Source organism: Alkalihalophilus pseudofirmus OF4 (assembly GCF_000005825.2).
Lineage (GTDB): Bacteria > Bacillota > Bacilli > Bacillales > Bacillaceae_D > Alkalihalophilus > Alkalihalophilus pseudofirmus.
On sequence record NC_013791.2, the window covers coordinates 382,298 to 404,870 of the forward strand.

14 protein-coding genes, 1 pseudogene and 1 riboswitch are annotated in these 22,573 nt (G+C 42.2%); of the genes and pseudogenes, 14 read left to right on the forward strand and 1 reads right to left on the reverse strand.

The window, feature by feature from the left end; genetic code table 11:
• Nucleotides 1–5 precede the first annotated feature (5 nt).
• Nucleotides 6–788, forward strand: coding sequence for a phosphatidylserine decarboxylase (locus BPOF4_RS02010; protein ID WP_012957383.1), 783 nt, complete (start codon nucleotides 6–8; stop codon nucleotides 786–788).
• 901 nt (nucleotides 789–1,689) lie between these two features.
• Here the strand turns inward: BPOF4_RS02010 and BPOF4_RS23015 are convergent.
• A pseudogene (locus tag BPOF4_RS23015) lies at nucleotides 1,690–2,969 on the reverse strand (IS110 family RNA-guided transposase).
• A gap of 433 nt (nucleotides 2,970–3,402) precedes the next feature.
• Nucleotides 3,403–3,597, forward strand: a riboswitch (cobalamin riboswitch).
• A gap of 188 nt (nucleotides 3,598–3,785) precedes the next feature.
• On the opposite strand from BPOF4_RS23015, the gene BPOF4_RS02020 reads away from it, so the two are divergent.
• The 13 genes from BPOF4_RS02020 (at nucleotide 3,786) to putP (ending at nucleotide 22,457) form a co-directional block, all read left to right on the forward strand.
• Nucleotides 3,786–5,957, forward strand: coding sequence for a ribonucleoside-diphosphate reductase subunit alpha (locus BPOF4_RS02020; protein WP_012957387.1), 2,172 nt, complete (start codon nucleotides 3,786–3,788; stop codon nucleotides 5,955–5,957).
• 14 nt (nucleotides 5,958–5,971) lie between these two features.
• Nucleotides 5,972–7,006 carry a ribonucleotide-diphosphate reductase subunit beta gene (locus BPOF4_RS02025; RefSeq protein WP_012957388.1) on the forward strand — a complete coding sequence of 345 codons (1,035 nt, stop codon included), beginning with the start codon at nucleotides 5,972–5,974 and terminating at the stop codon, nucleotides 7,004–7,006.
• On the forward strand, nucleotides 6,966–7,601 hold the full coding sequence (locus tag BPOF4_RS02030) for a GNAT family N-acetyltransferase (protein ID WP_158305544.1): 636 nt from the start codon (nucleotides 6,966–6,968) through the stop codon (nucleotides 7,599–7,601). Before BPOF4_RS02025 ends, BPOF4_RS02030 begins: the two co-directional genes overlap by 41 nt.
• A 73-nt stretch (nucleotides 7,602–7,674) precedes the next feature.
• Entirely contained in the window at nucleotides 7,675–8,646 is a 972-nt protein-coding gene (locus BPOF4_RS02035) for a bile acid:sodium symporter family protein (RefSeq protein ID WP_012957390.1), read from the forward strand.
• Nucleotides 8,647–8,860: 214 nt separating this feature from the next.
• Nucleotides 8,861–9,547, forward strand: coding sequence for a heptaprenylglyceryl phosphate synthase (gene pcrB / locus BPOF4_RS02040; protein WP_012957391.1), 687 nt, complete (start codon nucleotides 8,861–8,863; stop codon nucleotides 9,545–9,547).
• 102 nt (nucleotides 9,548–9,649) lie between these two features.
• Complete coding sequence (pcrA, locus tag BPOF4_RS02045) at nucleotides 9,650–11,878, forward strand: DNA helicase PcrA (protein WP_012957392.1); 2,229 nt, start codon at nucleotides 9,650–9,652, stop codon at nucleotides 11,876–11,878.
• A gap of 15 nt (nucleotides 11,879–11,893) precedes the next feature.
• Nucleotides 11,894–13,900 carry an NAD-dependent DNA ligase LigA gene (gene ligA, locus BPOF4_RS02050; RefSeq protein ID WP_012957393.1) on the forward strand — a complete coding sequence of 669 codons (2,007 nt, stop codon included), beginning with the start codon at nucleotides 11,894–11,896 and terminating at the stop codon, nucleotides 13,898–13,900.
• 36 nt (nucleotides 13,901–13,936) lie between these two features.
• Entirely contained in the window at nucleotides 13,937–15,118 is a 1,182-nt protein-coding gene (locus tag BPOF4_RS02055) for a CamS family sex pheromone protein (protein ID WP_012957394.1), read from the forward strand.
• A 390-nt stretch (nucleotides 15,119–15,508) separates the two neighbouring features.
• Nucleotides 15,509–16,630: a BMP family lipoprotein gene (locus BPOF4_RS02060; protein WP_012957395.1), complete on the forward strand. Its 1,122-nt coding sequence runs from the start codon at nucleotides 15,509–15,511 to the stop codon at nucleotides 16,628–16,630.
• A 218-nt stretch (nucleotides 16,631–16,848) separates the two neighbouring features.
• On the forward strand, nucleotides 16,849–18,378 hold the full coding sequence (locus BPOF4_RS02065; RefSeq protein ID WP_012957396.1) for an ABC transporter ATP-binding protein: 1,530 nt from the start codon (nucleotides 16,849–16,851) through the stop codon (nucleotides 18,376–18,378).
• Nucleotides 18,378–19,436 carry an ABC transporter permease gene (locus tag BPOF4_RS02070; protein ID WP_012957397.1) on the forward strand — a complete coding sequence of 353 codons (1,059 nt, stop codon included), beginning with the start codon at nucleotides 18,378–18,380 and terminating at the stop codon, nucleotides 19,434–19,436. Before BPOF4_RS02065 ends, BPOF4_RS02070 begins: the two co-directional genes overlap by 1 nt.
• On the forward strand, nucleotides 19,436–20,401 hold the full coding sequence (locus BPOF4_RS02075) for an ABC transporter permease (RefSeq protein WP_012957398.1): 966 nt from the start codon (nucleotides 19,436–19,438) through the stop codon (nucleotides 20,399–20,401). The genes BPOF4_RS02070 and BPOF4_RS02075 overlap by 1 nt, the downstream gene beginning before the upstream one ends.
• A gap of 547 nt (nucleotides 20,402–20,948) precedes the next feature.
• Entirely contained in the window at nucleotides 20,949–22,457 is a 1,509-nt protein-coding gene (putP, locus tag BPOF4_RS02080; RefSeq protein ID WP_012957399.1) for a sodium/proline symporter PutP, read from the forward strand.
• The last annotated feature ends 116 nt before the right edge of the window (nucleotides 22,458–22,573 follow it).

The window sequence follows — 22,573 nt, forward strand, 5'->3', positions numbered from 1 at the left end:
CACGAATGGTTAAACAGTCACTGTATCGTCTTTTTATTGAGTTATCAAATCATAAAATGAACTCTCTTATATTAAAGAGTTTTGCAGAATCAAAAATGAGCAGAAGAGTGAATCGATCGTTTGCTAAAACGTTTAATCTAAATGAACAAGAAATGCTAGAGCCTGTTCATTCCTATAAGAGTTTGCATGAGTTGTTCATCCGGAGGTTAAAGCCAGAGAGCAGGCCGATTAATCAGCTAGAAGATATTCTCGTTAGTCCGGTTGACGGTATCTTGGCTGAGCAGCATATCCTAGCACCTAGTGTCACGTTTCATGTGAAAGGGCAAGATTATACTTTAGAAGAAATGTTAGGGTCTAAAGAAGCGGCAGAGAAATATGATGGCGGCGTAGTAATGGTTCTTTATTTAAGCCCTAGTCATTATCACCGTATCCATAGCCCGGCAGATGCTGAAATCACAAAGCAATGGACGTTAGGCGGGCGATCTTACCCTGTTAATAATATAGGGCTTCGTTACGGAAGAAGGCCGCTTTCAAGAAATTATCGAGTTATAACAGAGCTAAACGTTTGCGGCAAACAGTTAGCTGTTGTAAAAGTAGGGGCGATGAATGTTAATACGATTGAGCTTACCCACAAGAATTCAACCTTATCCCGAGGTGAAGAGATGGGGTACTTTTCCTTTGGCTCAACCGTTGTTTTAATTGGGGAAAAAGGCTTGATGGAGCTTGCCGACAAGCAAACGCCAGCAGACGTACTAATGGGCCAAAAGCTGACCAATCGAGTTAATTAAACGTTTGTTTAATAAAACGAGATTCCACAGATCCGATTTGTAAGGAGATCGAATAAGTCCCTGCTGGCCATGTACACAATGAAACGTATCCTTGCCATAGTGGCTGATTTCCACTGCAGGTACTCGCTTTCCGCGGGTGTAACCAGTTGCCTCCTCATAAATTCACTCATGCGGGATTACCAATGGCTACGCATCTAAGGCAGCTATCGTTTCAAAGTATAAAGAAAGAATCCTCCCTGCTAAAATGTTGATTTCCGCTGCAGGCGCACGCTTTCCGCGGGCTGTCCGGGAGCTTCCTCGTCGCATACGCTCCTGTGGGATCTCCCCTGGCCACGCACATCCCGCAGGAGTCGGCGCCTTCCGCTCCAATCAACGGGGGAAGGATGTTAATAAGTGGTTCCTATTTTGGGTGGAAGCTTATTAGGAACCTTTTCAGATGGCGGATAAAAGCAATAATACTTTGACTTAAAGTAACTCATAATTAAATTGTTCCACTAAATAAAGTAACGAAGCACGAAACCCAGCGGATGAAATATGCGTAGACTCCCTCAGGAAAAGTTAATCTGACGGGGGTTTCTTTGGTTTTTTAAGACTATACTCCGATATCCATATACACATTACGGAAGATTAAGAAGGATATGGCTGTTATGCTTACGCGTGGCGTTGGCAGTTTGTAAACTACTACCAATTCAAATGGTATTTGCACGAGTGATCTCTGCTGCTTCAGGGGACGTACCCTCCCATATCTCCTGGCATCAAGTGCCTACATTCCTTCGTTGGGTCTTTCCTGACGCAGAGCTCGGCTTCTACTCCTGCATGGACTCACCTATCCTAGGCGGTCTTAAGTCTACGCTTGCCGAGTCTCTGTGCATATGTTGTTAAAACGAAGAAAGCTTAACACTTACGCTGCTCTACTCTCTGTGATATAGGAGAGGTCCGCTAACATCCTTTCAGGATTGAAGCTTGCTTGATTCCTACTCAGTCCATGAAACACTTGAATGAGCTTTCTGCATAATACGACCATCGCTTCTTTCTTCTTCAATGGGTTATACTGGCGCGAGTGATAATAGGTATACACGCTGTTGAACGCCTCATTATTATGAATCAGCGGAAGGATGGCTTTGTAAAGAAGTGCCCTTAATCTTCTTCTGCCACGCTTAGAAATTCTCTTGGTTCCTTGATGGTTCCCTGAGCTATTCTCTCTTAATGTTAACCCCGCTAGTTTAATAATTTGGCGTGGGTGTTCGTAGTTCTGAAGAGAACCCGTCTCAGCTAACAGCTCACTGACCGTGTTTTCACTAATTCCTTTAACAGAAACAAGGTATTCAAACTCCGGTAAGTATCTTGCCTGTTCAACCATTTGAGTCGTGACTTCTTCGAGTTGAGCATCTAATAGCTCTAATTGATGAACCAAGCTTTGGATTTCTAACCGCGCCATTTGCGCTCCTTCTGTTAGTCCAATCGAATGACGGGCCAAATTAATGAGCTTCGCCATTTTAGGTTTACCCGCGTACTTAGCTCCAGCCTCTTTCTGTTTGAGGACTAACTCCTCTGCAGAGGCTTCTTTGATATCTTCTGGAAGGGGAGTAAGCTTTAGAACCGTCAGTTCTTGTTTTCCAAAATTCTTAAAGGCTGTCGAAATTCCGGAAAATAAAGGGCAATCCAACGCTGTATTCTATTTTTTACTGCCCCAATGTCTTTTCGTAGACGTTCTCGAATGGCTGATCCTTGACGCAAAGAATGATCTACCGGGGTCATGTCTCTTGGTACACTAAAGTAGCCGTTTGGAAGTAATTTCGCAATGACTCGGGCATCTTTGGCATCATTCTTTGTTTGAAGGTTATCATCCATTTCCTTCGAATTTTTCACGTGTAGTGGGTTCACTAAGACGAATGGAAAGTCAATTGCCTTTAAGAAATGAGCTAGGTTCATCCAGTAATGACCGGTTGCCTCAAAACCAATCAGAACATCTGTCTTTTGATGTTGGTTCATTAACATGTGAATGTACTCTTCAAACTGGATAAAGCCTTCTCTAGATTGATGAATCCTCCACACTTTAGCTAATTCTCGACCGCGGCTATCAATCGCGCAGGCATAGTGGTTCTCCTTTGCGATATCAATTCCAATGACAAGAGTGCTTTCTTGAACTTGATTAATTCGTTTCGTTCGATTATCCTTCATGTGAGGATCCTCCTTTTTTAATGTTTGTTTTGAGACACAAGCATCATATCGGAGGATCCTTTTCTTTTCAATAGGTTAAAACTCATCTGACAGGAATGCTCCTGCGGTGCCTAGAGCAGGGCTGAGATCCCACAGGGCTAAGGCCCGAGGAAGCTCAGCAGCTCACCGCGGAAAGCGAAGCATATTTCAGCAGCGGCGAGTCCGCTCTACACCATGTTTAAAGCATTTCAAATTTTGAAGCTATGCAAATACTCCACTAACATACGCTTATTTTCGAGTTCTATTATTATGTATGAATCATTCCCCCAATCTCCTAACCACCTGACCACCCAGTCACCCAACCACCTCCAAAAATATAATCCTTGCATTCCACCCCTGATATCGTTTAATCTATCAATATATCGTATTAGTAATCATAACTAACAACTATATATTGTTTTTGCGGAATGTTGGTGCTGCTAGGCAGCTTAATAGGGAATCTGGTGAAAATCCAGAACTGTCCCCGCAACTGTAAGTGTGGATGAAATGAGACAACCACTGTATAAGAGAGCTGAAAGGTGCTTATACGGGAAGGCTCAGAGTAAAGAGAAGCACAAGTCAGGAGACCTGCCATCATTTCTCAGTCAGCTATCTTCGGGGGATGAGAAGTGAGACGGCAGCGGCTAGATTTGTGCGTATTTGCAAGGTGCCTTCTAGCTCGATTAAGGTATGCAAATGACCAAGTCCGTTTTACGCTCTATTTCTCAAACCTGAGAGATAGGGCGTTTTTTATTTGCAAATGAAATGTACATAGCTAAATGAAGGAGTGTGGGACAAATGGAGATAAACGTAAAAGAAAAAAAAGATAACCCGCTAGATGTGCAGGTAGATCGTAATTGGTTAGAGCAAACGTCGCATCTAACATGGGAAAAACGTGCATCACATGCTTTAAATGAATTATCTGTGGAGGAGCCGCATTGGACTTATGTGGCTGCTGCTTGTTATATCAACCATTTGAGAGAACAAATAGCAGAACAACGAGGGGTAGAACCGAAAGTGCTTAGTGCAAGCTTTCCGGAGTTTCTGAAAGCGCAGATTGAAAAAGGGATCTATGACGGAAGATTAGATTCGTATTCAACTGATGAATTATACGAACTCGCCTTAACACTTGAACCGGCACGAGATCAAAAGTTTACGTATATAGGCATTAAAACATTAGCAGATCGCTACCTGGCAAAGGACTTTAATGATCAAATCGTAGAGCTGCCGCAAGAGCGCTGGATGGTTATAGCAATGACTCTAATGTCAGAAGAGAATAGAGGGTCCCGGCTTGAATTGGTAAAGGAAGCCTATTGGGCGCTCTCACACTTATATATGACAGTTGCTACACCGACAATGAGTAATGCCGGCAAAGTGGGAGGCCAGCTCTCAAGCTGCTTTATCGATACGGTGGAAGATGATCTCAGGTCGATTTTCGATAGCTGTACCGATGCGGCAACCGTAAGTAAGAACGGCGGCGGGCTTGGTATGTATTTAGGGAAGATTCGTGCAAGAGGTTCATCGATTCGTGGATTTAAAAATGTTTCCTCAGGCGTTATTCCTTGGATGAAGCAGCTAAATAACGTAGCTGTCAGCGTAGACCAGCTTGGCCAGAGGCAAGGCGCTATAGCGGTGTACCTGGATGTTTGGCATAAAGATATCTTTGCTTTTCTCGATGCGAAATTAAATAACGGGGATGAGCGTCAAAGAACTCATGATCTCTTTACAGCTGTATCTTTGCCAGATCTATTTATGGAGGCTGTTGAAAAGAGAGATACCTGGTATTTGTTTGACCCTCATGAAGTTCGGGTGAAAATGGGATTCTCTCTTGAAGATTTTTATGATGAGAAAAAAGGAGATGGAGAGTTCCGTAAAAGGTACGAGCAATGTGCAGCGAATGATGAACTGTCGCGTACAGAAATTCCAGCGATTGAAGTTATGAAACGAATCATGCTCTCTCAGCTTGAAACAGGAAGCCCGTTTATGTTCTACCGGGATACAGCAAACAGGCTGAATCCAAACAAGCATAAAGGAATGATTTACGGCTCTAATTTGTGTACAGAAATTATGCAGAATATGAGTGCGACAACCGTTGTGGAAGAAACGCTTGAAGACGATACGATTTCGATCAAGAAGCAGCCGGGAGATTATGTGGTCTGTAATTTAAGCTCATTGTCACTGGCTCAAGTGTTTTCAGATGATGTGGTAGAAAGAGTCGTGAAGATTCAAGTAAGGATGCTCGATAATGTGATTGATCAAAATTCGATCGGCGTAAAACAAGCAGAGAAAACGAACAAAATGTACAGAGCGATCGGCCTTGGTACGTACGGATGGCATCATCACTTGGCGAAGCGAGGGATCGCTTGGGAGAGTGAGGAATCTGTTTGGGAAGTGGAGCGTGTATATGAGCGGATTAATCAAGCGGCGATTAAAGCTAGTGCGGAATTAGCGGCTGAAAAAGGAGCCTATCCGCATTATGAAGGGTCTGATTGGCAAACGGGCGAGTTCTTTAGCGAACGTGGATACGAAGGCGCAGAATGGGATGAGATTCGTTCGGTCATTTCAAAGCATGGCATGAGAAACGGGTACGTGATGGCTGTGGCACCAAATGCAACGACTTCTCTTATTGCTGGTTCTACTGCTTCTATTGATCCTTTGTTCCAAAAATATTACGTGGAAGAGAAGAAAAATTATCGTATTCCTGTTGTGGCGCCTGACCTCGACGCTCGGACCACTTGGTATTATAAGCCGGCTCATCTAGTTGACCAAACATGGAGCATCCGTCAAAATGCGGCTCGTCAGCGTCATGTCGACCAAGGAATTTCATTTAATCTATATGTTCCAAACAACGTAAAAGCAAAAGAGCTCCTTGATCTACATTTGCTTGCATGGAAAGAAGGGCTAAAGACAACGTATTACGTTCGCTCAACGTCGCTTTCGGTAGATGACTGTGAAAGCTGTTCAAGTTAAGAGGAGGAAATGAAATGACACTTCAAAAAAGAAAACTTTATAATCCACACGCCCCGAATGCTTCAACAGGAATTATTAATGGGGAAAGTTCAAATGTATTGAATTGGGATGATGTACGGTTCAGTTGGGCTTATCCTCTCTATAAAAACATGCTTGCTAATTTCTGGACGCCTTTTGAAATTAATATGAGCCATGATACCAAGCAGTTTCAGAATCTAACAGAAACAGAGCAAGAGGCCTTTAAAAAGATTATCGGCCTTCTTGCTTTCCTAGATAGTGTACAAACGGATTATTCATTAAAGGTAGCCGATTACTTAACAGATTCATCGCTTGTTGCATTAATGAGTGTGCTGTCATTTCAAGAGGTCGTTCATAACCAGAGCTATTCCTATGTGCTCTCAAGTCTTGTACCAAAAGCGACGCAGGATGAGATCTTCGATTACTGGAAAAATGATCCTGTCCTAAAAGAGAGAAATGAATTTATTGTAGATGGGTACGAGGAATTTGCAAATAACCCTACACCAGATACATTGGCAAGATCGATTGTTTACGATGTGATCTTAGAAGGAGTTAATTTTTATTCGGGCTTTGCCTTCTTCTACAACCTCGCCCGTCATCAGAAGATGGTGTCTACTTCAACGATGATTAATTATATTAACCGTGATGAACAGCTTCATGTGTATTTATTTACGAATGTATTTAAAGAATTACTTGAAGAGCATCCTGAATTAAACAACAGAGAGATGGAATCTTTCGTCAAACAGTCCCTAACGACGGCAGTGGAGCTTGAATTGAAGTGGTACAACTATATCATCGGTGAGCAGATTGAGGGCGTAACCTCTGATGAGATGGGGTCCTATTTAAAATTCATTGCAAATAAAAGAGCAAAGCAGCTTGGCTACGATCATATTTTTCCAGAGCATCGTACAAATGTATTTAAATGGATTAAAGCTTACGAGGATGTAAATGCGGCCAAAAGTGATTTCTTTGAACAAAAATCACGCCAATATGCGAAAGTTTCAAGTGACAACGGCTTTGATGAACTCTAAATATAAGACGGTATCTGTAACAGCTGACCGCCCCCTCGTCGGGAAGCTGTTGCAGAAACACCGGTTTCACGATGGGCTAGGGCAATTCAGGCTGCCAAGTGAACAGCAGCTAGCGATGCTGGATGCTTTTCAAACTTTAGATGTAAATCTAGCGATAGCCTACACAGAGGAGTTTATCGTTGGTTATGCTATTATCTTACCGCCTGAGCCATATGAACGTTGGGTGAAAATGAAAGAGATACGCGTATTAGGTGTGGTTGAGGTGGCGCCTCCGTATAGAAATCAGCAGGCGGCAAGTTCATTATTAACAGCCTTACTCGATGAAGGCGACTATGAGAAGAATATACTTATATCACTAGAATACCGGTGGCACTGGGATCTGGATTCTGTTAATGGTGATAGTGCTCTCTACAAAAAGCTTCTCCAAAAGCTGCTGATGAAAGGCGGCTTTGAAGAGGTGTTAACCAATGAACCTGACATTATGAATTATCATGATAACTTCATGATGGTCCGATTTGGAAGAGATGTACCCAGTGAAATTGTTAAGCGCTTTCTTGAGTTGAGCGGAAATCCAATATCAAATAATGTCAGATAATTTCACCAAATAATGTTGCATTCACCTTCTTTTAAAGTTAGAATTGTTTAAATATTTGAAAAGGAGGGGTTGGATGCAGCCGGTTGGAAAGATCGAAAAAATTGGTTTGTGGATGAGTAAGTATTTTGCTCTTATTATTATTTTATGTAGTTTTATTGCGTTTTCTGCACCGCAGTTATTTACTTGGATCGCCCCTCATATCACGCTTTTCTTAGGTGTGATTATGTTTGGAATGGGTCTTACGATGAGAGCTGTCGACTTTAGTGTTGTCGCTAAGAAGCCGGTACCTGTAGTGATTGGTGTGATTGCTCAATTTTTGATTATGCCATTAGTTGCTTATGCGATTGCTGTATTACTGCAGCTTCCGCCTGAACTTGCAGTAGGATTAATTCTTGTCGGCGCCTGTCCTGGGGGTACGGCCTCTAATGTTATGGTGTACCTAGCTAAAGGGGACCTGCCAGTTTCTGTTGCTATGACGTCTATTTCAACGCTGCTAGCGCCGTTATTAACTCCGGCTATTTTATTGCTGTTAGCAGGACAATGGCTTCCTGTAAATGCTGGTGCAATGTTTCAATCTATTATTCAGGTGATCATTATCCCTATTGCTCTTGGCTTGCTTGCAAGACGCTTTTTCCCGAAAGCTGTGGAGAGCAGTGTGAAGACGTTGCCGATTATTTCCATTGCAGCAATCTTAGCAATCGTACTCGCGGTTGTCGGGGTAAACCAAGCGAATATTGCTCAAACAGGTTTACTCGTCTTTTTAGCTGTAATGCTTCATAATAGCTTTGGATTATTCCTTGGACATGTAACAGCTAAATTATGCGGACTCGATGAAGCCAAACGCAGAGCGATCTCCATTGAAGTCGGGATGCAAAACTCTGGGCTCGGGGCATCGCTTGCGGCAGCTCATTTCTCGCCGCTCGCAGCTCTGCCAAGCGCTATTTTCTCTGTTTGGCATAATGTATCTGGACCAGCGCTAGTCTCAATCTGGTCTAGAAAGAAAAATGGAAGTGAGCAAGAAGCAGAAGCGAAACAAGCAGGGTAGTCAATCTCTATAAAATGAAAAAGCTTTCTCCCTTGAATTAGAAAGTATGGGAGGGAGCTTTTTGTTTATTTGGGAGACTGAGTGTTTGGTTTAGGTACCTATTGCCGGGCGACAAGGGGCTTGGATTTTGATATAATGACGTTCAGAATCACAAGATAAGTCATAGCGAAACCCTGCTGCATAGAAGAGGGTAGATTATAGGAGTTGAAGATTCATGCTTGAATTTAAGGAATGGAAGCATGTGTTTAAATTAGATCCAAATAAAGAAATAAATGATGAAGAATTAGAAGCCATTTGTGAATCAGGTACAGATGGCTTAATTATTGGCGGGACTGATGGGGTGACATTGGATAACACGCTGCAGCTGTTAGCTCGTGTACGACGTTACTCTGTTTCGGCTGCTCTTGAAATCTCAAATCTTGAAGCAATCACACCTGGATTTGACTATTATTTTATCCCGTCTGTGATGAACAGCCAGAACGTTGACTGGATACAAGGACTGCATCATCAAGCAATCAAAGAGTACGGAGCAATCATGAACTGGGACGAGATTGTGATGGAAGGGTATTGCATTTTAAATCCCGAGGCCAAAGCTGCTAAAGTGACAGAAGCAAATACGGATATTGATGTAGAAGACGTGGTGGCTTATGCAAGAATGGCTGAGAACCTCTACCGTTTTCCCATCTTCTATATTGAATACAGCGGGACATACGGGGATCCTTCTTTGGTGCACCAAGTGAAAAACGTATTAAATGAAACGAAGCTCGTCTACGGCGGTGGCATTAACTCACTAAAAGAGGCACAAGAGATGGCTGAAGCAGCGGATATGATTGTTGTAGGAAATATCATTTATGAAGATTTAAAGGCTGCATTAGAAACAGTTAAAGCAACGAAATCTTAATAGAATGTACATTAAAAGCAGAAGTCGGCTGGACATTCGATTGCATCAACTGGTAAGGCATTGTAGACTATAAACTAAGAACATTTGTTTGGTGGTGGAAGTATGCAAGAAAAGATCATAGAAAAAATGCTCTCAGGCTTAAATCCTGAGCAGAGACAAGCAACAACTCATACGGAAGGTCCGTTATTACTAATGGCTGGCGCGGGAAGTGGAAAGACACGAGTTCTTACCCATCGCATCGCTTATTTGCTGCGTGAAAAAGCCATTGCGCCGTGGAACGTACTAGCGATTACATTTACAAATAAAGCTGCACGAGAAATGAAAGATCGTGTGGCAAAACTTGTTGGACCGGTAGCTGAAGATATTTGGATTTCTACCTTTCACTCGATGTGTGTCCGTATTTTGCGTCGTGATATTGACCGCATCGGCTACAACCGTAATTTCACAATTCTAGATTCCTCAGATCAATTATCTGTTATAAAGCAAATTCTAAAAAACAAGAACATTGATCCTAAGAAATTTGATCCAAGAAGCATCCTTGGAACAATGAGCGGCTGGAAAAATGAATTAAAGAAGCCTGATGACTGCATGAGGCAGGCAACGGGACCATATGATCAAACGGCAGCTGAAGTATATGTGGAGTACCAAAAACAATTAAAGAAAAATCACGCCTTAGATTTTGATGATCTTATCATGAAGACGATCGAGCTGTTCAAGCTTGTACCAGAGGTATTAGAATTCTATCAACGCAAGTTTCAGTACATCCTGGTAGATGAGTATCAAGATACGAATAAAGCACAATATATGCTTGTCCGAATGCTTAGTGATAAATATGAAAATATTTGCGTTGTCGGGGATTCTGATCAGTCGATCTATCGCTGGAGGGGTGCGGATATTGCTAATATCTTATCCTTTGAAGAAGATTACCCGAATGCGACCGTTATTTTACTAGAGCAGAATTACCGCTCCACTAAAATGATTTTAAATGCAGCAAACAAAGTAATTGAGAACAACTTTAACCGTAAACCGAAAAACCTATGGACAGAAAATGACGACGGTCCAAAGATTGGTTACTACGGGGCAGATACGGAGCAATCGGAAGCACAGTTTGTGGTCGAGAAAATCCGTGAAGCAACGAGAAGCGGGGAGCACACTAACTCAGATATTGCGATTCTCTACCGTACAAATGCTCAGTCACGTGTAATTGAGGAATATTTTGTGAAGTCTAATATTGAGTACAACATCGTCGGCGGCACTAAGTTCTATGATCGTAAAGAAATTAAAGATGTTCTTGCGTATCTGCGTCTTATTGCCAACCCTGACGATGATATCAGCTTGCAGCGGATTATTAACGTTCCAAAACGAGGCATAGGTGCGACAACTGTTGATAAAATTGGAGCGTATGCTGTTGAACAAGGCCTTTCTCTATTTGCTGCTTTGCAGGAAATTGAGCAGGTAGGCCTGACAGCACGTACGGTCGGCAAATTAAAAGACTTTAGAGATCAACTTTCTCACTGGATTCAAATGCAGGAGTATTTATCTGTGACTGAGTTAGTCGAGGAACTGCTAGAGAAGACAGGCTACCGTGATATGCTCCGCAACGAACAATCGATCGAGGCACAGAGCCGTCTTGAGAATATTGATGAGTTTATAACGGTTACGAATGAATTTGAAAAATCAAATGATGATAAATCATTAGTAGCATTCTTAACAGATCTTGCGCTTGTCGCAGATATTGACAAGCTTGACGATGAAAATGAAGGAAAACCTAAGGATGCGATCACGCTTATGACTCTGCATTCCGCAAAGGGGCTGGAATTCCCGCTAGTATTCTTGATTGGTATGGAAGAAGGGATCTTCCCGCATAGCCGCTCGCTTTTTGAGGCAGAAGAAATGGAAGAAGAGCGCCGCCTTGCCTATGTAGGGATTACGAGAGCTGAAAAGCAGCTTTATATAACGAATGCAAGGATGCGGACCTTATATGGTAAGACAAATACAAACCCGCCGTCTCGTTTTATTTCAGAGATTCCAGAAGAGTGTCTTGAACAAGTGAACGAGGATAAACCAACACCGGCTTGGATGAAAGCGTCACGTGGTACAGCCTCTGCTCCAGCAGCAAAACCTAAAGTGCGTGCATCTGTATCGACTTCAACGGGCGGTGATCAATTTGCTTGGGCTGTTGGAGATAAAGCAGAGCACAAAAAATGGGGAGTAGGGACCGTTGTCAGCATCAAAGGTGAAGGCGAAGCTGTTGAGCTTGATATTGCTTTCCCTCAGCCTACTGGCGTGAAGCGTTTATTTGCTAAGTTTGCCCCAATTACTAAGCAATAGGAAAGGAAGAAGAGTATGGATCGACAAGAGGCAGAAAAGCGTGTGCAAACGCTGCGAGAGAAATTAGAAGAGTATGGCTATCACTATTATGTTCTTGACCAGCCGCTTGTAACGGATGCCGAATATGATCAGCTAATGCAAGAGTTGATTGCTCTAGAAGGAGAGCATCCAGAATTAGTGAGTGAGGATTCTCCGTCCGTGCGTGTAGGTGGAGAACCTCTTCCTTTCTTTGAAAAAGTAGAACATCAAATTCCGATGCTCAGTCTTGGAAATGCCTTCAATGATCAAGACCTGCGTGATTTTGACCGCCGTGTGCGCGAGCGTGTAGGCGATAATGTAACGTATAGCTGCGAATTGAAAATTGATGGACTGGCTGTCTCACTCACGTATGAGAATGGGAAGTTCGTCCGCGGAGCAACTCGCGGAGACGGAACAATCGGCGAAGACATTACGAATAACTTAAAAACGATTCCTGCGATTCCGTTAAAGCTGAAGCAAGAAGCAAGTCTTGAAGTGCGCGGAGAGGCGTATATGCCGAAAAAATCGTTTGAAGCATTAAATGAAGCGAAAAGCGAGGCGGGGGAAGAAAAATTTGCTAACCCCCGTAACGCAGCGGCCGGATCTTTGCGCCAGTTAGATCCTAAAATTGCAGCGAAAAGGAACTTATCGATCTTTATTTATGCGATCGGTAACGCAGAAGGCCAAGACCTTGCTTCTCATCACGAAGGCCTCGCTTACCTAAAAGAGCTTGGATTTAAAGTGAATAATGAAAGCAAGCACTGTGCGACAATTGAAGAAGTCATTGAGTATACAAATGAGTGGTTAGATAAACGTGCAGATCTCCCTTATGAAATTGACGGGATTGTTATCAAGGTTGATTCCATCGAACAACAAAAAGAGCTTGGATTTACAGCGAAAAGCCCTAGATGGGCAACTGCGTTTAAATTTCCAGCAGAAGAAGTCGTAACAGTTCTTCGTGATATCGAGCTTAGTGTAGGCAGAACAGGGGTTGTGACACCGACGGCTATTCTTGATCCGGTTGTTGTAGCTGGTACAACAGTTAAGCGCGCATCCTTACATAATGAGGACTTGATCCGTGAGAAGGATGTGAAGCTTGGAGATACAGTGATCGTGAAAAAAGCAGGCGACATTATTCCTGAAGTAGTGAATGTGCTCACAGACCGCCGTGACGGCAGAGAGAGGGACTTCAGCATGCCTACTCATTGTCCGGAATGTGAAAGCGAGCTAGTTCGTTTAGAAGGGGAAGTGGCACTTCGCTGCATTAATCCTGAATGCCCGGCACAAATTCGTGAAGGCTTAATTCATTTTGTTTCAAGACAAGCGATGAATATTGATGGATTGGGAGAAAAGGTCATTGCTCAATTATTTGAACATAAATTAATTCACACCGTCGCAGATCTCTATCAATTAGATCGTTCTGAGCTGTTAAAGCTTGAACGTATGGGGGAGAAGTCTGTTGATAATTTAATGAAGGCGATCGAAGCTTCAAAAGAGAACTCGCTTGAAAAGCTGTTGTTTGGCCTTGGCATTCGTTTTGTCGGCTCAAAGGCAGCAAAGACGCTTGCGATGGAATTTGAATCAATTGATGCGATTATCGAAGCAGATGAAGCGGCCCTGGTCGCTGTAAACGAGATCGGCGAGAAAATGGCCGCGTCCATTGTGCGCTTTTTTGAAACAGATGAAGTAAAAGAGTTAATCAAACGTTTGCAATCATATGGGGTAAATACGACTTATAAGGGACCTAAGCCAGTTAATGGTACGGAAGCTGCTGAAAGCCCGTTTGCCAATAAAACAGTTGTATTAACAGGGAAGCTTTATGAGATGACACGTGATGAAGCGAAAGAAAAAATTGAAACACTTGGTGGAAAAGTCACTGGCAGTGTAAGTAAGAAGACTGATATAGTGATTGCAGGCGAAGATGCCGGCTCAAAGAAAAAGAAAGCCGAAGAGCTAGGAATTGAGATTTGGGATGAGGCTGCATTGTTAAAAGAGCTTACGTAGTCTTTTTTAGTGCAGGTGTAGAGGAGGAAAGTTACAATGGTAAGACGTTTGGGGCTGGTCTCCTTAACGGGACTATTGTTTTTAACGGGGTGTTTCCCGATGTTTCAGCAAGAACCCGATGAAGTCGTTGTAGAAGAATCGCAGCAAGAAGAGCAGATTGTAGATATTGTTCCGCGTGTATCGACACCTGAGAATTACTACCAAAGTGTGCTTTATGATGGATCGTATTTACACGGCCAGTCTAGAGGGTTTGGTAATGCGGTCGTTTACAACCGCTTAGACCTTGATAACTTAGAAATGGGACTTACGCAAATTGCGAAAGAGCAGTTTGATCCAGAAAACTATTTCTTTCGTGAAGGACAGTTTATTAATAGAAATGAGATTAACAGCTGGTTAATGCGTTATGACCAAGTAGAAAATCAACAAGGGTTAAACCCAGAGCTTGGGGAAGGGGAGACCTTACGTGAACAAGAGGAGAATCAGCCTCGTTATTTATCGCATATTTTAGAGCATAATTATTTAGTTAGAAGTGAACAGGGGAATTATGAACTTGGCGGTATCGTTATCGGTCTTTCTATGAACAGTGTTTATAACTTCAGAGTAGAAGATGAGCAAGGCCGCTACTATTTCTATGAAACACCAATCAGCCAGGAGAAAATGGAAGAAGAGGGGCAGCGTATCGCTGACTTAATCGTACAAAGGCTGCGTGACCCTAATCGTGAAGAAGGGGTATTTGACAGGGTACCGATTACGGTCGCGTTATTCCGTGAGCAGCCGCGTCAATCAACCATTCCAGGAAACTATTTTATGCAGGCAACGGCACAGCCAGGGGAAGGCCTTGAGCGGTGGCAGCGAATGAATGAGCGCTATTATTTGTTCCCATCAAGTGCTGCTAATGAAGATGTAAGCAATGATGCAGCTTCTTTCGGTCAAATTAAAGATGATATACAAAGCTTCTTTGATACGTATGTCGGCGTAGTTGGCCGCGGGTACTACGTGGATAATCAATTACAGGAATTAACGATTGAGGTGCCGCTTCGTTTTCAAGGGAAGGCTGAGATTGTAGCATTAACTCAATACGCGGCAGATGTGATCAACCAGCGTATTAACAATCAAAATGTAAAAGTGAATTTATATGTGACCTCAGTTGGCGGACAGCAAGAAAGTATGGTTGTCCGAAATCCGGGTGAGGAACCATTTATTCATGTATTTGAGTAAATTATGTATAAATGAATCATTCGAAGACTCCTTATGTAAAGGGGTCTTTTTTTACTATAAAGACACTCTATATCTATTTATTACCATATGGATAACACATTGAATTCGCTTTCTCGGATAAAGTGTGTCAAAAACCTGTGAACAATGAAAAAAAGTATTTATTATTGTCTAAGATCATGATATATTTATGACGTTTGGTGATGGTTGTTCATAGAGATAAGAAGTCTGATGTCTTACCAACGCCAAGCCTGCAAGATAGCGCTTACAAAATAGATGGACAAGCAGGATGAAAGCCGGTATGATCGATCTTAGGTCATGGCTAAATAATCCTGTTAATATGCCATACTAATTTGTGTGCTCTCATGCAAACATTTATAAGGGGGAAATAAAATGAAAAAGTGGTTACGTACATTATCACTGTCTGTTGCTGCCGCTGTTGCTCTTGCTGCTTGTGGATCAGGTGATACTGCAGAAGAAACACCTGCTGATGGTGGGGATGACTCATCTGAAGAAGCAGTTGAAGCTGGAGATTTTAAAGTAGCAATGGTTACAGATGTTGGGGGAATTGATGATAAATCATTTAACCAATCAGCTTGGGAAGGTTTATCTGCATTTGGTGAAGAAGTTGGACTTGAAGAAGGAACTGGTTACCGTTACCTTCAATCACAAACAATGGATGATTTCGAGCCAAACTTACGTAACTTAGTTCGTGAAGATGCTGACCTTGTATGGGGTATTGGTTTCTTAATGGAAGATGCGATCCGTACAATTGCTGAGCAAGTTGAAGATGCGCAGCTTGCTATTGTAGATACAGTGGTTCTTGATGCTGAAGAAAATACGTATGACAACATTGCTAACGTAACATTTAAAGAGCATGAAGGTTCTTTCCTTGTTGGTGTTATTGCTGGTCTTCAAACAGAAGGCGATAAAGTAGGTTTCATCGGCGGAGTTGAAAGTGGTCTAATCAAGAAGTTCGAAAATGGATTCAAAGCTGGTGTTAAAGCAGTAAATCCAGATGCTGAAATCCTAGTTCAATATGCAGAGAGCTTTAACGATGCATCTCGTGGTTCTCAAATCGCAAACACAATGTACAGCCAAGGCGCTGACATCATCTATCACGCTGCAGGCGGAACTGGTAACGGATTATTCACAGAAGCAATCAACCGTGCACGTAACGGCGAAAATGTTTGGGCAATCGGTGTTGACCGTGACCAACACGAAGAAGGCGAATACGGCGATGGTCAATCTGTCACTCTTACTTCAATGGTTAAACGTGTAGATACTGCTGTTGCAATCGTTTCTGAGCAAACAATGAACGGAGACTTCCCTGGCGGCGAAATTCTAGAGTATGGTCTTGAAGAAGATGCTGTAGGTATTGCTCCTTCTACAGATAACGTTTCTGAAGAAGCTTTATCTGCTGTTGAAGATTACAAAGGACAAATTCAATCAGGTGATATCAGCGTACCTCAAACAGATGATGAGTACGAAGAGTACCTAAACGGCTTAGAATAAGCAACGATATAAGTTATACAGAAGCAAAGGCTAGTATTACACTAGCCTTTGTTTTACCTTAAAGCATCAGATGGTATGAAATGACAATCTCTTAGTACGAAGGGACAATGACGGATTGCTGTTTGCCCAATCCATCATTGCCTCTTTTTTGGCTAAACGATCAAACATGCAATCAGCGATTAACATACCTTCTCTTAAATATGTAAGGAGTGAATCCAATGAGTTATGTTATTGAGATGAATAACATCCGTAAAGAGTTTCCTGGCATTGTAGCCAATGATAATATTACACTCCAGCTTAAAAAGGGTGAGATTCATGCCTTACTTGGTGAAAATGGAGCTGGAAAATCAACACTGATGAACGTGCTGTTCGGCTTATATCAACCTGAGCGCGGGGAAATTCGCGTACATGGTGAAAAAGTTGAAATTACAGACCCTAACATTGCCAATCGTCTTGGAATTGGAATGGTGCATCAGCACTTTATGTTAGTAGATAAATTTACAGTTACTGAAAATATTGTGATGGGAAATGAACCGACTAAATTTGGAGTCGTTAATATTAAAAAGGCTGCAAAAGAAGTTAAAGCGATCTCAGAGCGTTATGGTCTTTCGGTCGATCCTCATGCGAAGATTGAAGACATTTCAGTCGGAATGCAGCAGCGTGTAGAAATTTTGAAAACGCTGTACCGCGGCGCTGATATCCTTATCTTTGATGAGCCGACAGCTGTCTTGACCCCTCAAGAAATTCAAGAGCTGATTGGAATTATGAAGACCCTTGTAGCAGAAGGGAAGTCAATTATTTTAATTACTCATAAGCTTAAAGAAATTATGGCTGTATGTGATCGTTGTACGGTTATCCGTCGTGGTAAGGGGATCGGAACAGTTGAAGTAAGTGAAACAGATCAGGACAAGCTTGCTGCTATGATGGTAGGACGCGAAGTTAATTTTAAAGTGGATAAAACACCAGCAGCCCCTAAAGAAACAGTGCTTTCTGTAACAGACTTAACTGTTAAAGATTCACGCGGTGTGGATGCTGTAAAATCTCTGAACCTTGAAATCAAGGCTGGAGAGATTGTCGGTCTTGCCGGGGTAGACGGAAACGGGCAATCTGAATTTATTGAAGCCATTGCGGGCTTGCGTAAAGCCGATAAAGGCTCAATCAAATTGAACAACAAAGAGTTAGTTGGCCTAAAACCACGTAAGGTAACAGAGTCTGGAATCGGGCATATTCCTGAAGATCGCCATAAGCACGGGTTAGTCCTTGATTTTGCGATTGGTGAAAATATTGTTTTGCAAACATATTACCAAAAGCCTTACTCAAAAAATACCGTATTAAATTATCCAGAAATTTATAAGAAGGCGAAAGAATTAATTGAAGACTTTGATGTAAGAACGCCTTCAGAATACACACCGGCACGTGCGCTTTCGGGCGGTAATCAGCAAAAAGCAATTATTGCTCGTGAAGTAGACCGTTCACCTGACTTCTTAATTGCGGCACAGCCGACACGTGGTCTTGATGTAGGGGCAATTGAATCTATTCATAAGCGCCTGATCTCAGAACGTGATAAGGGACGTGGAGTCTTATTAATGTCACTTGAGTTAGATGAAGTCCTAAATGTGAGTGACCGGATTGCGGTTATGTATGAAGGACAGATCGTCGCGATTGTTGATGCAGATAAAACAAATGAGAAAGAGCTCGGGCTGCTTATGGCAGGCGGGAAGAAAGAGAAAGCGGGTGAAGCACAGTGATGGCGAAGTTGCTTCCTAAAGGAAGGTTATTGTCATGGTCTGTCCCTTTGATTGCCGTTTTTCTAGGTATTTTTATTGGGGCAATCATTATGTTAGTAAGTGGTTACAATCCTATTACGGGCTACTCAGCGCTAATTAGAGGGATCTTCAGCGATACGTATTATCTTGGTGAAACGATTCGTATGATGACACCGCTCATTCTTGCAGGTTTAGCGGTAGCATTTGCCTTTAGAACTGGATTATTAAATATCGGGGTTGAAGGACAGCTGATTGTCGGATGGCTGGCGTCGGTTTATGTGGGGATTGCTTTTGATCTTCCGGCAGTGCTTCACCTGCCAATGGCGATTTTAGCTGGTGCCCTTGCTGGTGCACTTTGGGGCTTTATTCCAGGTTTGCTTAAAGCTAAATTTCAAGTGCATGAAGTTATTGTTACAATCATGATGAACTATATTGCGCTTTATACAGCGAATGCTATTATTCGTTCTTATTTACTTGTACCGGGTGAGAGAACTGAGTCGATTAATCAGTCTGCTTCTCTTTCCTCTCCATTTTTACAATCACTAACAGACTTCTCACGTTTGCACTGGGGATTCGTTGTTGCGATCTTAGCGTGTGTAATCATGTGGTTTATTTTATGGAGAACTACAAAAGGATACGAACTGCGTGCGGTTGGACTTAACCAACATGCCTCCCAATATGCGGGAATGAATGTTCAACGCAATATTATTTTATCGATGCTGATCAGCGGCGGGTTCGCTGGTGTGGCTGGAGCTATGGAAGGACTTGGAACATACGGCTACATGAGTATCTTATCCGGCTTCTCAGGCTTAGGGTTTGACGGAATCGCTGTTGCCCTTCTTGGTGCAAATACAGCAATTGGTGTAGTACTTGCTTCTTTCTTGTTCGGTGGATTAAAAATTGGTGCCCTAAACATGCAATCACAGGCTGGTGTACCAACAGAGTTAGTTGAAATTGTTATTGCCTTAATTATTTTCTTTGTGGCATCAAGTTACATCATTCGCTGGGTCATGAACCGTGTGAAGAAGGAGGACATCTAATGGATATCATGCAAATTCTTGGGCTTGTTATACCAGCTGCCATTTTTGCAGCGGCCCCGCTTATTTTAACTGCATTAGGTGGACTATTCAGTGAACGTGCGGGTGTTGTAAACATCGGTCTTGAAGGGCTGATGGTGATGGGGGCTTTCACAGCCATTATTACGACGTTAACGTTAGAAGGGATGGGAATGGGCGGCCCAGTCGTTATTCTCCTTGCCTTAGTTATTTCAATTTTAATTGGGTCACTTTTCTCTTTATTTCATGCAGTTGCATCCATTACATTCCGTGCGGACCAGATTGTCAGCGGGGTTGCACTGAACTTCCTTGCTGTAGGGTTAACGGTATTTATTGTTCGACTTCTTTATAACAAAGGACAAACGGATTATATTTCTAACCGTATTTACAGAATGGATGTCCCGCTTTTAAGTGATATTCCGTTTATTGGACCACTATTCTTCTCAAGTGCATATATGACTTCGTATGTCGCGATTCTTTTAGCGGTCATTGTGTATTTCGTTATTTTCTACACACCATTCGGTCTTCGCTTACGTTCTGTAGGTGAGCACCCGATGGCAGCTGACACGATGGGGATTAATGTCAATCGTATGCGTTATATCGGTGTTATGCTAAGTGGTGCGTTTGCAGGACTTGGCGGAGCAGTATTTGCTTTAACGGTTACAGGTAACTTCTCAGGAACGACCATCGTTGGACAAGGATTTATGGCGCTGGCAGCCCTGATCTTTGGTAAGTGGAATCCGCTTGGAGCACTTGGAGCGGCGTTATTCTTTGGTCTTGCTCAAGCTTTAAGTATAACTGGTCAGCAAATTCCTTTACTTTCTGATGTTCCGCCAGTATTCTTATTGATTGCACCTTACGTGTTAACGATCTTAGCTCTTGCTGGATTTGTTGGACGTGCTGAAGGGCCAAAAGCGATTGGTAAACCGTATATTAAAGGATCGAGATAAGTGATTTAGGCCTGCCTTTTAAAAGGTGGGTCTTTTTTATATTATGTAAAGGTTTTAGGACATGAAAAAACCTGCGGAATAAAGCCGGATAAAAGAGGAAAAATAAGATACAGCCTCGAATAATAATTGACAGCTTCTGTAGGATAATGGGAAATACTATAAGTCCTTTATCCTAATAAAGAAATTAATGATCATTTATTTTCATGAATATATATGTCTATATAGTGGATAAAACGGTTACATGAACGGTAATACTGTATATTTATACATTTAGAGATTTTAAAAATAAAGAACTGAATGTTCTGAATAGGATAGTGTGTTATGATTGCTTTCGGAAATGCTGGTATGACCTTCGCGGGTTGTCAGCAGACGGGGCATGAACAAAATAATAAATGCATATTCATTGTATAAATGTTATTTATTAGAATGGAGGTGATTGGATGGATTACGGATTAACAACAGCTACTTGGTTGCTTTTGTATATCCCCATGCCATTATTAATTTTGTTTTCATTGGTTTCGTTACTGAATAGAAGGAGAGGATAACGTTGGAATTAGCTACGATTATTACATTTATCGTGTATTTAGTTGGTATGCTCGTTATTGGTCTAATAGCATACAAAATGACAAGCAATTTATCAGATTATGTTTTAGGTGGTCGTCGATTAGGCGGAAGTGTTGCTGCACTTAGTGCGGGGGCATCTGATATGAGTAGTTGGCTATTACTAGGTCTACCGGGCGCTATGTATGTTGGTGGTATGAGTGAAATATGGCTCGCGGTTGGTTTAGCAGTTGGTGCATATTTAAATTGGCAGTTTATGGCGGCACGTCTTCGTAAGTACACAAAGGTTGCGAATGATTCCATTACTCTACCAGATTTCTTAGAGCATCGTTTTAAAGATAGCTCTAAGTCGCTTCGTATTATTTCAGCACTCGTTATTTTAGTATTCTTCGCTTTCTACACGTCTTCAGGACTTGTAGGAGGAGCATTGTTATTTGAATCATCATTTGGAATGACATATACTCAAGCACTGTGGATTGGTGCCATTGTTATTATTTCTTATACATTCCTTGGTGGTTTCTTAGCAGTCAGCTGGACAGACTTTTTCCAAGGGATCTTAATGTTCTTAGCATTAATTATTGTTCCGTTTGTCGCTATTTCTGAGATGGGCGGCTGGAATGAAACAGTTAATGCAGTAGGTGCCATTGATCCATCTTATCTTGATGCCTTTACAGGAGTTGGAATCATCTCGATTCTATCACTTCTTGCTTGGGGACTTGGTTACTTTGGCCAGCCTCATATTGTAACTCGCTTTATGGCGGTTAAATCAGTAGATGAGATTCCTAAAGCTCGTTTTGTAGGGATGACATGGATGGTACTTGCACTATTTGGTGCAATTTTCACTGGATTTATCGGTATTGCATACTTCTCTGTTAATGGTCCTGCTGGTGCAGCGATCGGAGAAGGAGCTCATGAGACAGTGTTTATCTTATTTACGCAAATTCTATTTAATCCATGGGTTTCTGGATTCCTATTAGCAGCGATTCTATCTGCAATCATGTCAACGATTGACTCACAGCTGCTTGTATCATCAAGTGCGCTTGCTGAGGATGTGTATAAAGGCTTCCTGCGTAAAGATGCATCTCAAACGGAGTTGGTTTGGGTCGGTCGTATCGGGGTCGTTGTGATTGCTTTAATCGCGATTGCATTAGCTTATAATCCTGAAAGCTCTGTTCTTGAGCTGGTAGGATATGCGTGGGCTGGTTTCGGTGCTGCATTCGGTCCGGTTCTGCTTCTTGCATTGTTCTGGAAACGTATGACGCGTAACGGAGCACTTGCCGGTATGATTGTCGGTGGTGTAACTGTTATCGTTTGGGCAGAACTTGATCGCTGGTTTGGCTTAAGTGCTGATCAGTTCCCAATCCTAGGTCTATATGAAATCATCCCAGGTTTCATTTTTGCGTGGATTGCAGCAATGGTCTTCAGTATCCTTGATAAAGAACCATCTGAAGAGATTCAAGCTGAATTTGATCAAGTAAATGAAGAATTAAAATAATAGAATGACGAGAGGGCTGATCCGATGCAGATCAGCCCTTTTTTTTATTATCTAAATATAGTATATGAAGCTCCTTTAAAGTAATAAAGAGGCATTGATACTATTGGGCTTTGTTG